Below are 15008 nucleotides of genomic sequence, written 5' to 3'. Positions count from 1 at the left end.
CGCTCACCCGCTGAAGCGCTTCGACGCGGCCAGCCGGTTGAGCAGGCCGATGCGGCCGCGGTTGGGCACCGAACGCACGGGGTGCCCGGCGAGTCCCCAGCCCGCCAGCAGCGCGTTGGCCGCGGCCCAGCCGGTGGTGGCCGCCCGTTCCATCAGCGCGACCGGCAGGTCGATCCGGACGCCGTCGCCGGCCAGGGCCAGCGCCGGGTCCGGCGTCACGACCGCCGGGCGGCGGGCGAAGTCGCCCAGCCCGAACAGCGGGCAGTCCTCGCGCCACAGGGAAATCGACGCGGTGACGCGCGCGCCGAGGGTCTCCGGGTAGATCGCGTGCAGCCGGTCGTCCACGGCCTTCACCAGCGTCTCGCGGTCGTCGGTGGTGGCCGCGTACGCGTGCAGCTCCACGACCGAGCCCCCGGTGCGGGCCGCCCACCGCCGCGCTTCGCCTTCGTAGCGGTCGAGCAGGCTGATGTTGTCCAGCGGCGGCACGCTCCCGGTGCCGAGGAACGGCGGCCGGGCGCGGTCGACGGGCCGGTTGAGCCAGAGACGGCGGACGAGGAACGGCGGTGCCGTGCGCAACCCGGCCACGGCCGCCCGCCATTCGGGCGTGCCGACGCCCGGGGACGTGGCGACGATCTCGCGCAGCCCCCGCACGTCACAGGCGAGCACGACCGAGTCGAACCGCGCCGTGTCCTCCGCCGTCGTGACCGCGAAGCCGTCGGACGTGCGCTCCAGCGACGCCACCGCCGTGCCGGTCCGGATCGTCACCCGGCGATCGGCCAGGTACCCGGCCAGGGGGTTCCACAGCGCCTGCGGGAACGGCTCGGTGGGCACGTCGAAGACCAGGCCTTCGCTGGAGCCGAGGAAGTACAGGTGGAACATGGTCGCCAGTTCCGCCGCGGACAGCTCGCGCGGATCGGCGAAGAAGCTGCGCGAGAACACCTCGAACGCCAGGTGCTTGGCCGCGTCGGGGAAGTTGATCGCGTCGAGGAAACTCGCCGCGTCGGTGCCGTCGAGCCGGTGGTAGGTCTCCGGGACGCTGACCGTCGCCAGCGGCAGGGCGCCGCGGCCGTTGATGCGCACCAGGTCCCGCGGGGTGAAGGTCGGGCTGCGCCAGGCGAACGCCAGCGCGTTCCACGGCGGCGTCCGGGGGAGACCGGCGAAGGTGTCGGTGCGGCCCTGGGCGTCCAGCAGCGGGTAGTCGGCCAGCGGGGTCAGCCGGTCGAGCCGGGGATCGGTGCGCATGAGCAGCGCGCGCAGGTTGTAGTACTGGCGGAAGAACGCGTGGAAACCGCGGCTCATGGTCACCGGGGTGCCGTCCGGCAGCCGGTCGGCCCAGCCGCCGACGCGCCCGCCCAGGTGCGCGTCCCGTTCGAACAGCGTCACCGTGACGCCCCGCTCGGCCAGCCCGGTGGCCGCGGTGAGGCCGGCGATGCCGCCGCCGACGACCGCCGCGGTCGGGCGGCGGCCCAGCAGCCCGGCGTCGGTCAGGCCGGGCGGGGCCGGCCGCGTCTCGATCCGGCGGTCGGTGCCGAGGGGGCGTGTCACGGGTGCTCCTGCGGGTTGGTGCCGAGGACGGTGTGGACGATGCCGTGCTGCCAGCCGGGCATCGTGGTGGTGCGGACGTCGGTGAAGCCGGCGTCGGCGAGCCGCGCGGCGAGCGCGGCGATCCCGTCGAATTCCAGGACGCTGCGGCGCAGGTGGCGGTAGAGGGTCGCGTCGCCGGTGGTGACCTTCCCGAGCGGGATGATCACGCCCGCGCAGACCGCGTTCCACACCCACCGGGCCCGCCGCGAATCCCGGACCGAGTACTCGTGCACCGCGATGCGGCCGCCGGGGCGCAGCAGCCCGCGCAGCCGCCGCAGCTGCCGGGTCGGCTCGGTGAGGTTGCGCAGCAGGTACGCGGCCAGGATCCCGTCGAACGGGCCCGAGATGCCGTCGAGCTCCTCGACCGGCGTGTGGACGAAGGTGACGCCGTCCGGCCACTGCTTGGCCCGTGCCTGCGCGAGCATCTCCCCGGAGGCGTCGAAGGCGGTGACCTCCGCCCCGGGCACGGCGGACACCAGCGCCGCCGTCGACGCGCCGGTGCCGCAGCCGGCGTCCAGCAGCCGCAGGCCCGTCCCGTCTCCCGGCAGCTCCAGCCGCCGCGCCGAGAGCCGGAGGTGCTCGTGGTAGCCCGGGTTGGCGCCGACCAGCCGGTCGTACCACCGCGCTTCGGTGTCGAAGGCCGACGGCACGGCACCGCGGGGGAGGCCGTCCTTCGCCATCGCGTTCATGCTCGCTCCTCCCGGGAGCCGGTTCGTTCCCACACGAGCAGCACCGCCGTCACGAGCGCGAAGCCGAAGAGGAAGTCTTCGACCGGGATGTCCCACGGGAAGCGCCAGTTCGTGATGTGCTGCGGGGCGTAGCGCACGATCGGGTCGGAAAGCTTGGTGAGCCAGCCGTCCACCGGGATCTGGAACGCGGTCACGATGACGATCGTGATCCAGTACGCGGGCCGGCGGAACAGTCCCGTGCGCAGCAGGAAGAGCTCGGCCAGCACGACCACGGCCACCGCGGCGACCGCGGGCACGGTGTAGCCCCACGGGATCACCGGCGCACCTCCTGCCGGGTGAGCCGCCGGAGCACCGCGAGGGTGAGCTGGACGATCTCGTAGGTCAGCACCCCGCAGATCGGGATCACCACGAAGAACAGGATTTCCTCCAGCGGCACGGCGAAGGGGGCGCGGATGCCGGTGACGTGCTCCGGGGCGTAGTCCCAGACCCCGGCGGCGATCGCGAGCGCGTCCCAGACGAGGAACACCAGCGCGACCGGCAGCACCGCGCGGGCCAGGCGCCGGGGCTGCCGGTAGACGCGCGCGCCCGCGATTTCCAGCGGCAGCGTGACGAGCACGCACGCGGCCAGCACGACGAGGTATTCGGCCTGGCCCACGTCAGCCCACCGCCATCGGGAGCGCGGGCGCGCGGTGGCGCCGCCGGGCCCACTGCGTCCGCGCGACCGCCCCGCACGCCACGGCCAGCCGCTGCCGGCGGGGAACCGCCGCGCGCCCGGCGAAGACGTCGTGGCCGGCGTCCTCGATGCGGCCGAGGATGCCCCCGTACAGCGTCGCCGCCGTCGCCACGCACGGGCGGGAGACCGGGTGCAGCATCGCGATGCCCGGCCGCGCCTCGGCGTAGATCGCGCGGGTGACCGCGATCTGGTCGCGGATCGCGGCCCGGACCGCCCGGTCGGCCCGGCCCGCCCGGGCGCACCACGCCAGCCGGTCGCGGTCGACGCCGTGCGCGGCCAGTTCGTCGGCGGGCAGGTAGACGCGGCCGCGCTCGAGGTCCTCGGCGACGTCGCGCAGGAAGTTGGTCAGCTGGAAGGCCTTGCCGAGCGCGGCGGCCCGCGGCTCGGCCTCCTCGCGCGGGGCGACGGTGCCGAGCACCGGCAGCACCTGCAGGCCGATCACCTCGGCCGAGCCGTGCACGTAGGTGTCGAGCTCCTCGCGGGTGGCGTAGCCGTCGACGGTGAGGTCCATCCGCATCGAGGTGAAGAACGCCTCGAAGTACGCCTTGGCCAGCGTGTAGCGGGCCGCCGTGTCGATCACCGCCGTCAGCAGCGGGTCGTCGCTCACGCCGGCGTCGAGGTCGGCGAGGAAGTGCTTTTCGACCTCCTGCAGGCGGGCGTCGAGCGTGGCGGGCGTGGCGTCGTCGTCCGGTTCGTCGACGATGTCGTCGAGCCAGCGGGCGAAGCCGTAGAGCGCGTGGATGGCCGGCCGCTGCGCCGGGGTCAGCATCCGCGTCGCGAGGAAGTACGTGCGGCCGTGGCGGGCGTTGAGCTCGCGGCACCACGTGTAGGCCGCGCGCAGCCCGGGCTCGCGGATGCCGGCGGCGTCGAGTTCGCGTCGGGTCATCGGGTCCCTCCGGTGATCCGGTCGGCAGCCAGTCTGCCGGAGATGAGCACGGTCGGCACCCCCACGCCCGGCACGGTGGCGCCGCCGGCCAGGACGACGTTGTCGGTCCCGCGGGGGAGGTTGCGCGGGCGGAACGGCCCGGTCTGCCCGAACGAGTGGGCGTAGCTGAACGGCGTCCCGGCGACCAGGCCGCGGGCCGCCCATTCGGCCGGGCCGATGACGTGGGTGAACTCCGGCTCGAAGCCGGGGAGCAGCCGGGTGCGGGCCACGTCGAGGACCTCTTCCGCGTAGGGTCCCGTGTCGGCCGCCCAGTCCGCGGGGCCGCGGTCGAGGTTGGGCACCGGGGCGAGCACGGAGTAGAGCTGGCGGCCGGGCGGGGCGAGCCCGGGGTCGGACGCGGTCGGGCGCGTGATCAGCAGCGACGGATCGCTCATCCGCCTCCCCTGGGTGATGAGCTCGTCGAAGGTCGAGCGCCACCCGTGCCCGAAGGAGATGGTGTGGTGCGCGACCTCGGGCTGCGTGGCGGGGCCACCGGCGTGCACGACGAGCGCGGACGGCGCGGCCCGCAGCGCGACCGGCCGGCGCGGGTGCCGGCCGAGCAGCCGGTAGCTCTCGGGCAGTTCGGTGGTGAGGACGACGGCGTCGCACGGGTGGCGGGCGCCGGAGGCGGTGCGGACGGCGGTGACCCGCGACCCGGCGCGTTCGAGCTCGGTCACGGCCTCGCCGTAGCCGAACTTGACGCCGGCGTCGGCGGCGACGCGGGCGAGCGCCTGCGGCAGGGCCGCGATGCCGCCCGGCGGGAAGTACACGCCGCCGACGGTGTCCATGTAGGAGATCACCGCGTACAGGGCCAGCGCGTGCATCGGCGATTCGCCCGCGTACAGCGCCTGGAAGGTGAAGACCCGCTTGAGGCGCTCGTCGCGCAGGAAGCGGCCGACCTGGCCGTCGAGCCGCCGGAAGCCGCCCAGTGCGACGAGCCGGGCCAGGTCCGGGCGGAGCATGCCGAGCGGGGAGTCGATGTTGGCGTCGATGAACCGGCCGAATTCGGCCCGGTAGAGCCGGGTCAGCCAGTCCCGCAGGCGCGTGTAGCCGGCGGCCTCGGCCGGGCCCGCGAAGTCGCGGACGGCGTCGGTCATGGCGGCCGCGTCGGTGTGCACGGGCAGCGAGCTGCCGTCGGCGAACCGGGCGACGTAGGCGGGATCGAGCCGGGTCAGGGGGAGTTCGGTGGCGAGCTCGGCCCCGACGGCGGCGAAGGTGTCGCTCAGGATCGACGGCATGGTGAGCACGGTGGGCCCGGTGTCGAGCAGGTAGCCGTGCTTGTCGACGCGTCCGGCGCGGCCACCGGGACCGGGACCGCGTTCGAGGACGGTGACCTCCCGGCCCCGCCCGGCGAGGTGCAGGGCCGCGGCGAGACCGGAGAGCCCGGCGCCCACGACGACGACGCGGTTCACGGGGCCCGGCACGGTCTTCATCGGACACGCTCCGGGGCGGCGGCGAGTGTTCCGGTGGCTGCGGTTCGGATGGGGTGGCCCTGCAGTGGTCCTGTTGCGTGTGCGGGGCGGCGAGTGGGGGCGTGTGTTCCGGTGGCTGCGGTTCGGATGGGGTGGCTCCGCAGTGGTTCTGCTGCGTGTGCGGGGCGGCGAGTGGGGGCGAGTGTTTCGGTGGCTGCGGTTCGGACCGGGCGGCTCCGCATCGGTCCCGCCGCGTGTCCCGGGCGGCAAGCGGCGGCGAGGGTCTGCCCGGCGCGTTCGCGCAGGCGTGGTCCGGCGAACCGCCGCCTGAGCCGGCCCAGGCCGGTGCGCACCGGCCGGCGGTGTGCGGCGGGGGTGAGCGCCGCGAGTGGCCCGGTGCCGCTCATCGGTCCCGCTCCGTGCAGCGGGCCGCGAGCGTGGCGAGCAGGTCGCCGGCGTGGCGCGGGACCACCGCCGGGTCGATCGCCGCCAGGGCCTTGTCGGCGCGCTCGGTGATCAGCTCGCCCATGCGCTCGCGGGCGCCGGTGGCCACGATCAGCTCCCGCCAGCGCTCGACCGCCTCGTCGTCCACCGTCTCCAGCGCGAGCAGCTCGGCGAACTCGGCCCGACGGCGCCGGTCGGCCATCGCCGCGGCCAGCACCACCACGCTCGACGCCTTGCGCTCGCGCAGGTCCTGGCCGGCCGGCTTGCCCGTGACCGCCGGGTCGCCGAACACGCCGAGCAGGTCGTCGCGCAGCTGGAACGCCTCGCCCACCAGGCCGCCGAACTCGCCCAGCCCGGCCAGGAGTTCCGGGCCGCAGCCCGCCAGCGCCGCCCCGAACTCCAGCGGCCGCCGGACGGTGTAGTTGCCGGACTTGCGGCGCAGCACGTCGAGCAGCGTGTCCCACGCGGGCAGGGCGCGCGCGTCGTTCACCAGGTCGCCGAGCTGGCCGACAGCCAGCTCGGCCCGCATCGCGTCGTAGTGCGGCCAGCCCCGCGCGAGCTGCTCCGCCGGCAGCCCGCTTTCGCGCAGCATCTGCTCCGACCACACCAGGAACAGATCGCCGAACAGGATCGCGGCGGACTCGCCGAACCGCGGGGCCGAGCCCGCCCAGCCCTGCTCCTCGTGCCACCGGGCGAACCGGACGTGCAGCGCGGTGCGGCCCCGGCGCAGCTGCGAGCCGTCCATCACGTCGTCCTGGACCAGGGCGAAGCAGTGCAGCAGTTCCAACGCGGCGGCCGCCCGGATCGCGGCGTCGGAATCCGGTTGCCCGCACCGCCACCCCACGTACGCAAAAAGCGGACGGAGGCATTTTCCGCCCGCCACGAACTCCGGAACCGCGGTTTCGGCAAGCGCTCCCTCGCTGCGCCCGGAAAAGTGCTCTTTCGCCCGCTCGCTCACGAATCCGTGTGCTTCGGCGAGGCAGCGGCGGCCCAGCGCGTCCAGCCGCTCGGCGAGCGCGTCGGTCACCGGGGTCACCCCGGTCGTCATGGTCGCGGTCATCCGGCGCCCCTCCCACTGTCGGCCCATTCGATTCGCAACCGTTTCACATGTGGTGTAGCTTGTCTACTTGAACCCGGTGAACACCGGCAACTCCGCCGAAACCGCTCGAGGTGTCGAGCGGTAGCCGAAGGTTGCGCGGCAGGATGGATCGGTGCTGCATCGGAAGTGACCTCCCTGTGGACGGGACGGCGATGCCACACGCCGCCCCGGCGGGCCCGCCGCGCCACCCCTCGGCCGCGGGCCCCGCACCCGGCGGCGCCCCGCCCACAACTGGGCGTCGCCGGGTGTTCGTCGTGCCATTGTTCCCTTTTCCGGCCGGGGTAAACATCAATTTACGGTGTGGTCGGGAAATTCAGTCCAAGGAGGACGCGGCATTCGTATCCGGTCTATTCTGCTCCGGTGATGGTTTCGCGGACCGCCGCATTCACCCGTCTCCGCCCCGCCCCGCCCGCACTGGCCGCGTGGCTCTGCGCCGCGGCGACGGTGCTCTGCCAGATCCTGTACTCGGTGACCGACCCGGGCGGCCGCACGCCGTTGACCGTGCTCACCGTGCTGTGCTTCGCGGCCGCGTCGCTCGCCGACGCGTGGTCCCGCTGCGGGGCGCGGGCGGCGGTCACGCTGGCGGCCGTCGCCGGCGGCGGCGGGCTGCTGGCCGAGGTGGCGGGCCTGCACACCGGATTTCCGTTCGGGCGCTACGAATACACCGATCTGCTCGGCTGGCCCGTCGCCGGGGTGCCGGGCATCGTCCCGCTCGCCTGGCTGATGATGGCGTGGCCGGCGCTGCTGGCCGGGCGCGCGCTGGCCGTGAAGCCGGCCGGCGTGGTCGCGGTGGCCGCGTGCGCCCTGGCGGCGTGGGACGTCTTCCTCGACCCGCAGATGGTGGACGAGGGGTACTGGATCTGGGCGTCGCCCGAGCCGTCGCTGCCGCTGGTGGACGGCATCCCGGTGACGAACTTCGCGGGCTGGCTGCTGGTCGCCGTCGTCATCCAGGCCGCGCTGCACCACTGGGTGCCCCGGCCGTCGGACCCGATCCCGGGCCCGGCCGCCGGTCCGGGACCGGCGCTGTACCTCTGGACGTGGTTTTCGTCGGTATGGGCGCACTTCGCGTTCTTCGGCCGGCCGTGGGTGGCCGTCGCCGGAGGGGTTCTCATGGGCGCGGTGGCCGTGCCGTTCGCGATCCGGCTGGGGAAGGGATTCCGATGGGCTCGCGTGTCCGCTTGATGGTGCGCGCCGCCGCCGCGCTGGCCGTCGCCGGTGCCGCGCACGCGGCGTACAACGCGCGGATCGTCCGTGCGCCGCGCGAGGGGCCGGCCCGCTGCCGCGAGGCCGTGTCGATCCTGCTGCCGCTGCGCGACGAGGCGGACCGCGTCGCTCCGGCCCTGCGGTCCCTGCTGGCGCAGCGCGGCCTCGACGACGTCGAAATCCTGGTGCTGGACGACTGTTCCACCGACGGCACGGCGGACGTGGTCCGCCGGGTCGCCGGGCCGCGGGTGACGCTGCTGACCGGCACCGAACCGCCGCCGGGGACGCTCGGGAAGCCGCACGCGTGCCACCAGCTCGCCCAGCGGGCGCGGGGCAGCGTGCTGGTGTGCGTCGACGCCGACGTCGTGCTGGCACCCGACGCCGTCGCGGCCGCGGTTTCCCTGCTGCGCGAAGCGGATCTCGACGCGGTGTCGCCGTTCCCGCGCCAGCGCGCCGAAGGGCTGGGCGCGCGGCTGGTGCAGCCGCTGCTGCAGTGGTCGTGGCTGGTCCTGCTGCCGCTGCGGCTCGCCGAGACGTCACCGAGGCCGTCGCTGGCCGCCGCGAACGGCCAGTTCTTCGTCATCGACGCGGCGATGCTGCGCAAGTGCGGCGGCTTCGCGGCGGTCGAGGGCGAAGTGCTGGACGACATCGCCTTGATGCGCGCGGTGAAGCGAGCGGGCGGCCGGGGAGTGGTCGCCGACGGCAGCCGGGTCGCGGAGTGCCGGATGTACGCGACGTGGCCCCAGCTGCGCGAGGGCTACACGAAGTCCCTGTGGTCGGCAACGGGCTCACCCCCGGCGGCGGCGGCGATCGCCGGGCTGTTCCTGTTCGTGTGGGTGATCCCGGCGGTGGCGGCACTGGGCGGTTCGCGGGCGGGCCTGGTGGGGTACGCGGCGGGCGTGGCCACCCGGGTGGTGTCGGCCCGGCGGACCGGCGGGCGGGTGTGGCCGGACAGCCTGGCCCACCCGGTGTCGGTACTGGCACTGACGTGGTTGATCGCCCGCTCGTGGTGGGCGCGCGCGAGGGGGCGGCTGGTGTGGAAGGGACGTGCGGTGGGCGGGGGAGCGAGGTGAGGACCGTCGCGGCGGTTGAGGGTGGGCTCGCGTGCGTGGCTCGGCTTCGGGCGCTTGCGGTGGAGCGCTTGCTGCCGGGCGGGGGCGCCGCGTGAGCGCCGTCGTGGTGGTCGGGGGTGGCATGGGCGGCCTGGCGTCCGCCGCCCGGCTCGCCGCCGCCGGGCACCGGGTGACCGTGCTCGAACGCTCGGCCTGCTGCGGCGGCAAGCTCGGCACCCGCACCCGGGACGGCTTCACCTTCGACACCGGTCCGTCGCTGCTCACCCTGCCCTCGGTCTACCGCGACCTCTTCGCGGCCACCGGCGCCGACCTCGACGAGCTCGTCGACATCGTGCCGGTCGATCCCGCCTGCCGGTACCGGTTCGCCGACGGCACCGAACTGGCCGTCCCCCACAAGCGCGCTTCGGTGCCGGACGCGCTCGAAGCGGCCTTCGGCGGCGGTGCCGGCGAAGAGTGGCGCCGGCTGATGCGCGACGCCGAGCGGCTCTGGGGCCTGGTCGGCGAGCCCGTGCTGCGCCGCCCGCTCAACGGCACCGGGGACCTGCTCAAGCACGCCACGGGCGTCCGCGACCTCATGGCGATCGCGCCGTGGCGCACCCTGCGGGGGATCGGCCGCCGCCGGCTGAGCGACCCGCGCGCCCGGATGCTCCTGGACCGCTACGCGACCTACACCGGCTCCGACCCGCGCCGGCTGCCCGCCGTGCTGAGCGTGGTTCCGTTCGTGGAGCAGGAGTTCGGCGCCTGGCACGTCCGGGGCGGCCTGCGCCGGCTGGGCGACGCCCTGGTGGACCGGCTCGTCGCCCTGGGCGTCGAGATCCGGACGAGCACCGAGGTCACCGCGATCGAAACCGGCCCGGCGGGCGTCCGCGGGGTCCGGTTGGCGGACGGCGAACGGCTCGCCGCCTCGACCGTCGTCGCCAACGCGGACGCGGCGCACGTCTACGACGACCTGCTCGACGACCCCCGCACCCGACGGCCGCGGCGCGCCCTGCGGCGGACGCAGCCGTCGCTGGCGGGGTTCGTGCTGCTGCTCGCCCTGCGCGGCCGGACGCCGGACCCCAGCCACCACCGCGTCCTGTTCCCGGCCCGCTACGACGCCGAATTCGACGCGATCTTCGGCCGTGCGCCCCGGCCGGTCGACGACCCGACGGTCTACATCTGCGCCCCCGACGACCCGCGGCTGCACCCACCGGGCTGCGAATCCTGGTTCGTGCTGGTGAACGCCCCCCGCCACGACCCGGCGGCCGGCGTCGACTGGAGGCTGCCGGGGCGGGCGGAGGCCTACGCGGACCGGGTGCTCGAAATCCTCGCCGCCCGCGGACTGGATGTGCGCGACCGGGTGCTGTGGCGCGAAATCCGCACCCCGGCCGACCTGGAACGCGACACGGGTGCGCCGGGCGGAGCGATCTACGGCGCCTCGTCGAACGGCCCCCGCGCGGCCCTCCTGCGCCCGGCGAACGCGACCCCGGTACCGGGGCTGTACCTGGCCGGCGGATCGGCGCACCCCGGCGGCGGGCTCCCGCTGGTGGCGATGTCGGCGGAGATCGTGGCGGACCTGGTGGGACCACCGGCGCGAGACGGACTGGGGCGATGACCGGCACGGCCAGCGGCCGCTGGGACCTGCTGTGGTCGAGCGTGGTGCCCGGGTGGTTCCGCGCTGGTGGGCCGCCCGCCTGGTGGTGGGCTGCCATCGGCCGCGCTGCTACGGGGCGGGCCGGCGGGGCTCGTCGCGCGGGTGGCTGCCGGGGGAGCGGCGGTCAACGGGCGAGCACCGGCCTCCGAGCGACCGCCGGCCACCGACCGAGCGACCGGCGCCTCACCCCGAATCCCGTCCCGCCCGCCCGTTCCTCCCCAACGCCAGCGCCACCCCCACCCCGAGATGGGCCAATCCGATGAGTGACAGCCCCGTCCCCACGACCGCGCAGGTCGTGCCCCACGGCCAGCCCGTCCACGGCGTGCCCGCCGGGGCCAGTGCCGCCCCTGTGACCGCCACCGCCGTCACCACCAGGCGGGTCGGGCGCTCCGACACCGTGATCGCGCCCGCTCCGCGCATGCCCGCCACCTGGGCTCGGGCGCGGACGTACTCGTGCAGCAGCAACGCCGCCGCCATCGCCGCGCACCACGCCGCCGGGGCGCCCAGTACCAGCAGGACCGCGACGAAACACAGCTCCGTCAACCGGTCCGAAGCCGCGTCGAGGACCGCGCCCAGGGGGCGGGCACGGCCGGTGCGCAGGGCCACCGCTCCGTCCAGGCCGTCGAACACCCCCGTCGCCACGATGGCCGCCAGTGCCGCCCACAGCGCGTCGCCGCCCAGGGCGGTCAGCCAGATCGCCGCCAGGGCGCTCAGCACGCCGCAGGCCGTCAGCACGTCGGGTGGCACGCCCAGCACCGGCCGGGCCAGCAGGTGGATCGCCCGCAGCCAGCCGACCGCGAGCGCGCTGCCCGACACGTCGTGCTCGTGCACCCGGGACCAGCCGGCCACCCCGTCGTCCTCGTGCCCGGGGGCGCCGGCGTGAGCGCCCGGGAGGTGATCCGGCGGGCGGGTGTCGTCCTGCGGGACGCCGGGCGGGAACTCCGGGGCCGGGACCTGTCCCTCTGGGCCGCCGGGGTCACCTTCTTCGCCGTGCTGGCCGTCGTCCCGCTGGCGCTCGTCGCCCTGCGGGGTGCCGCCTTCCTCGGGTCGCCGGAGTTCGTCCGCCACGGCGTTTCGCGCTGGGCCGACGCGCTGCCCGACCCCCACGGGCCGGGACCGGCGCTGAGTGCCCTGACCACGGCCGCGCTCGGCACGCCGTGGACCGCGCTGCTGGTCACCCTGCTGCCGGCCACCTTCTACGGCGAAGGCCTGCTGCGCGGCCTCGTCCAGGTCGCCGGGCAGCCCGCCGGCGCCCTCGTCGGCTGGCGGGGACGGCTGATGTTCGTGCCCGTCCTCGTCCTCAGCCCGACCCTGGCGATCGCGCCGCTGGCCACCGCCGACACGGTGGCCGGCCTCTACACGCGCGGCGGCTGGCCGACGTTCTGGGGCATCACGCTGTCGTTCCACATCGACTGGCTGATCATCGCCTCGGTGACCGCGATCGTGTTCGCCGGCAGTGCCCCGCGCGGCGTGCGCCGCGGGCCGCTGGTGGCGGGCGCGTTCGCCGTGGCCGCCGTGCTCGCGGGGTTCTTCCACGGGTTCCTCCTCTTCCTGGCCATCCCGCTGGACTGGAGCGTGCCGTTCGGCGGCCTGGTGGTGGTCGGCGCGGTCTCCGCCTTGATCCTGTGGCTCTACCTGCTCCACGTGCTGCTCCTGCTGGGGTACCGCCTGACCCTCAGTGCTGAACGCACCCAGCTGGGTGCCGGTGGAATCGATGCCGAAGCGAGCAAGACACCGACGCGTTCCCCCGCGTCCGGTCAGGTCCATTGAGTCAGACGATTACGGTCACCCTGAAGCGTTGCACAAGCGATTCGATCGGGCCATCATCGGCCGTCTCGCCGCCGGATCGAGGGCCGAATCGGCCGCCGGACCGGTTCAGCCTCGGATAAACTATGATTTGAGTCACAAAGGCCCTTTCGCGGCGTGCTTCCGGGGTGCCGGGAGTGTCGGACCGGCGTCCGATGCCGTATCCGTTGATGCGGACAGGGCCGGTCGCCGGCTGCTCCGCCGGGCGTCACCCCGCGGTGACCGCATCGGCGGACGTCCCCGGCGTGTGGGAACGTGGTGTTGATGGACGTCGACGCGGTGAGTGGTGGTCACGACGGCCCCCGGGCCGGGGGTTCGTGGACGCCCGGCAAGGTCGCCGAGCTGCTCGGCGTCTCGCCGGTGACGCTGCGGACCTGGGCCGCGCGCTACGGGGTCGGCCCGACGCTGCGCGACGACGGGCGGCACCGGCGGTACTCCGACGCCGACGTCCGCCGGCTGCAGTACATGCAGCGGCTCATCGAACGCGGTATGCGGGCCAGGGAAGCCGCCGCGGCGGCGTTCTCCGGCGCCGACGACGCGGTCCCCGAAGTCTCCGTCGACCGGCACATCGAGGAGCTCGAGCGGGCCGCGGAGAGCCTCGAATTCGCGTCGCTGGCCGCACTGCTGGACGAGACGCTGGACGCGCTCGGCGCGGCCGCGTCGTGGACCGAGGTGCTCGTCCCCGTGCTGCGCCACCTCGGTGGCCGCTGGCTGCGCGGCGACGTCTGCTTCGAGTCCGAATGGGCGCTGACCGGCGAGATCTCCCTCGCCCTGCAGCGCTACAGCGCCGGGTTCGCCAACACCCCGCCCGGGCGGGTGGTGCTGCTGGCCTGCGGGCCGGAGGAGCGGCACAGCCTGCCGATGGAGGTGCTGCGGGCCGCGATGGTGGAGGTCGGCATCCCGGCGGTCTACCTGGGCCAGATGGTGCCCGCCGAGACGACGATCGCCATCGCCGCCAAGCTCGACCCGGTCGTGGTGTTCCTGTGGTCGATGTCCGCCAACACCGTCGACGACCTGCTGGTCCAGCGGCTGCGGCGGCGCGGGTTCGACGTCGCCACCGCGGGCCCGGGCTGGGAGAACCGCACCGAACGGGACGTCCCCTGGGTCAACGACCTCGCCGCGGCGCTCGACCTGGCCACCGAACGCCTGAAGGCGTGAACCCGGGCCGGGGTGCCCCGGCAAAGCGTTGCGGAATCGCTCCAGATGCCCGAGGATGACTCGCGTGCCGGTCGCTTCGGCCGGCCGTGGCAGGCGGGAGCGTGTCCGGTGGACCTCAAGCGGCAGGTGATCGAGCGCTGGCCGGCGCGGTGGCCGGTGCAGCCGTTCCGGGAGCCGGCGTGGGCTCGTCAGGAACCCACCTACGCCGGCTGCAGCCCCGCGCTGATCGAAGCGGCGGTCAAGCGGGCGGGTGCGCGCGCGTCGGGCAACTGGTTCGTCTTCGCCGCCGCCCGGGACATCCGCGCCGACCGGCCGTTCGGGGTGCGCGTGGGCGGCCGCGAGCTGGTCGCGTGGCGCGGGCCGGGCGGCGGGCTGCTCGTCGGCCCGGGCGCGTGCCCCCACCTCGGCGCGCCGCTGGACCAGGCGCGCGTGCACTGCGGCGAGCTGGTCTGCCGCTGGCACGGTCTGCGCGTCGGCGCGGGCCGTCCCGGCTGGACGGCGTTGCCGTCCCACGACGACGGCGTCCTGGCGTGGGTCCGCCTCGACCGGATCGGCGGCGAACAGCCGACGGACCGGCCGATCGTGCCCGAACGCCCGGGCGGGACGACGGTCGACGCCGTGGCGACGCTGGCCGGGGTCTGCGAGCCCGAAGACGTCGTCGCCAACCGCCTGGACCCCTGGCACGGCGCGTGGTTCCACCCGTATTCGTTCGCGCGGTTGAGCGTGCTTTCGGCGCCGCAGGGCGTCGACGTGGCGGAGGACGAGGACAAGTTCGTCGTCGAGGTGACGTTCCGGCTGGCCGGGCGGATCGGGGTCCCGGTGGTCGCCGAGTTCACCTGCCCGGGCCCCCGGACGGTGCTGATGACCATTGTGGACGGTGAGGGCACCGGCAGCGTGGTGGAAACCCACGCCACCCCGCTCGGCCCGGGCCCCGACGGCCGCCCCCGCACGGCGGTGATCGAGGCGACGATCGCCGCGTCCGACCGGCCGGGGTTCGCCAAGGCGGCCCGCATGGCGCCGGCGTTGCGGCCGCTCATGCGCCGCGCCGCCGCCCGGTTGTGGCGGGACGATCTCGGGTACGCCGAGCGGCGTTACGCGTTGCGGGGGGACCACCGCTGATCCGACGGCGTCGCCTACCGGATCCGGTCGGTGCAGCGCAAGGCCGACAGCGACAGCGCGGCTCGCGCGCCTGTGGCCTCGATCAGGTCCTGCCACCGGTGCACGGCTTCGTCGTCGACGACCCGCAGCC

At 74.9% G+C, this 15008-nt stretch carries 14 protein-coding genes; 6 read left to right on the top strand and 8 right to left on the bottom strand.

The annotated features are described in order from the left end of the window. Positions 1-3: 3 nt before the first annotated feature. The 7 genes from DV20_RS36455 to DV20_RS36425 all read right to left on the bottom strand — a co-directional run bounded on the left by DV20_RS36455 (position 4) and on the right by DV20_RS36425 (position 6847). Positions 4-1545, bottom strand: coding sequence for an NAD(P)/FAD-dependent oxidoreductase (locus DV20_RS36455; RefSeq protein WP_043787911.1), 1542 nt, complete (start codon positions 1543-1545; stop codon positions 4-6). Further along, on the bottom strand, positions 1542-2273 hold the full coding sequence (locus DV20_RS36450) for a class I SAM-dependent methyltransferase (protein WP_043787910.1): 732 nt from the start codon (positions 2271-2273) through the stop codon (positions 1542-1544). Before DV20_RS36450 ends, DV20_RS36455 begins: the two co-directional genes overlap by 4 nt. Next, the gene (locus tag DV20_RS36445) at positions 2270-2590 is read right to left on the bottom strand and encodes a lycopene cyclase domain-containing protein (RefSeq protein WP_043787909.1); all 321 of its coding nucleotides are present in this window, start codon (positions 2588-2590) and stop codon (positions 2270-2272) included. The genes DV20_RS36450 and DV20_RS36445 overlap by 4 nt, the downstream gene beginning before the upstream one ends. Continuing rightward, positions 2587-2928, bottom strand: a complete 342-nt coding sequence (locus DV20_RS36440; RefSeq protein WP_043787908.1) for a lycopene cyclase domain-containing protein — start codon at positions 2926-2928, stop codon at positions 2587-2589. The genes DV20_RS36445 and DV20_RS36440 overlap by 4 nt, the downstream gene beginning before the upstream one ends. 1 nt (position 2929) lies before the next feature. Continuing rightward, on the bottom strand, positions 2930-3892 hold the full coding sequence (locus DV20_RS36435) for a phytoene/squalene synthase family protein (protein WP_043787907.1): 963 nt from the start codon (positions 3890-3892) through the stop codon (positions 2930-2932). After that, complete coding sequence (crtI, locus tag DV20_RS36430; RefSeq protein ID WP_043787906.1) at positions 3889-5364, bottom strand: phytoene desaturase family protein; 1476 nt, start codon at positions 5362-5364, stop codon at positions 3889-3891. Before crtI ends, DV20_RS36435 begins: the two co-directional genes overlap by 4 nt. Before the next feature lie 382 nt (positions 5365-5746). Beyond that, the gene (locus tag DV20_RS36425; protein ID WP_043787905.1) at positions 5747-6847 is read right to left on the bottom strand and encodes a polyprenyl synthetase family protein; all 1101 of its coding nucleotides are present in this window, start codon (positions 6845-6847) and stop codon (positions 5747-5749) included. Positions 6848-7249: 402 nt separating this feature from the next. On the opposite strand from DV20_RS36425, the gene DV20_RS36420 reads away from it, so the two are divergent. From DV20_RS36420 to DV20_RS36410, 3 genes are all read left to right on the top strand, one after another. After that, positions 7250-8068, top strand: a complete 819-nt coding sequence (locus DV20_RS36420) for a carotenoid biosynthesis protein (protein ID WP_043787986.1) — start codon at positions 7250-7252, stop codon at positions 8066-8068. Then, complete coding sequence (locus tag DV20_RS47095) at positions 8047-9162, top strand: glycosyltransferase (protein WP_043787904.1); 1116 nt, start codon at positions 8047-8049, stop codon at positions 9160-9162. Before DV20_RS36420 ends, DV20_RS47095 begins: the two co-directional genes overlap by 22 nt. Before the next feature lie 91 nt (positions 9163-9253). Further along, complete coding sequence (locus DV20_RS36410; RefSeq protein ID WP_043787903.1) at positions 9254-10756, top strand: phytoene desaturase family protein; 1503 nt, start codon at positions 9254-9256, stop codon at positions 10754-10756. 222 nt (positions 10757-10978) lie between these two features. On the opposite strand, the gene DV20_RS36405 is transcribed toward DV20_RS36410, so the two are convergent. Beyond that, complete coding sequence (locus DV20_RS36405; RefSeq protein ID WP_235191096.1) at positions 10979-11644, bottom strand: CDP-alcohol phosphatidyltransferase family protein; 666 nt, start codon at positions 11642-11644, stop codon at positions 10979-10981. Between the two features lie 30 nt (positions 11645-11674). Between DV20_RS36405 and DV20_RS36400 the strand changes: the two genes are divergently transcribed. From DV20_RS36400 to DV20_RS36390, 3 genes are all read left to right on the top strand, one after another. Continuing rightward, positions 11675-12565 (top strand): YhjD/YihY/BrkB family envelope integrity protein, encoded by an 891-nt coding sequence (locus DV20_RS36400; protein ID WP_235191095.1) that lies wholly within the window; start codon positions 11675-11677, stop codon positions 12563-12565. Between the two features lie 300 nt (positions 12566-12865). Beyond that, on the top strand, positions 12866-13759 hold the full coding sequence (locus DV20_RS36395) for a MerR family transcriptional regulator (RefSeq protein WP_043787900.1): 894 nt from the start codon (positions 12866-12868) through the stop codon (positions 13757-13759). Between the two features lie 108 nt (positions 13760-13867). Further along, on the top strand, positions 13868-14878 hold the full coding sequence (locus DV20_RS36390) for a DUF5914 domain-containing protein (protein ID WP_200876569.1): 1011 nt from the start codon (positions 13868-13870) through the stop codon (positions 14876-14878). Positions 14879-15008 lie beyond the last annotated feature (130 nt).

Origin of the sequence: Amycolatopsis rifamycinica, assembly GCF_000695625.1 — a bacterium.
In the GTDB taxonomy this organism is placed as follows: Bacteria; Actinomycetota; Actinomycetes; order Mycobacteriales; family Pseudonocardiaceae; genus Amycolatopsis; species Amycolatopsis rifamycinica.
This window is presented reverse-complemented; position numbering and strand designations above follow the sequence as displayed.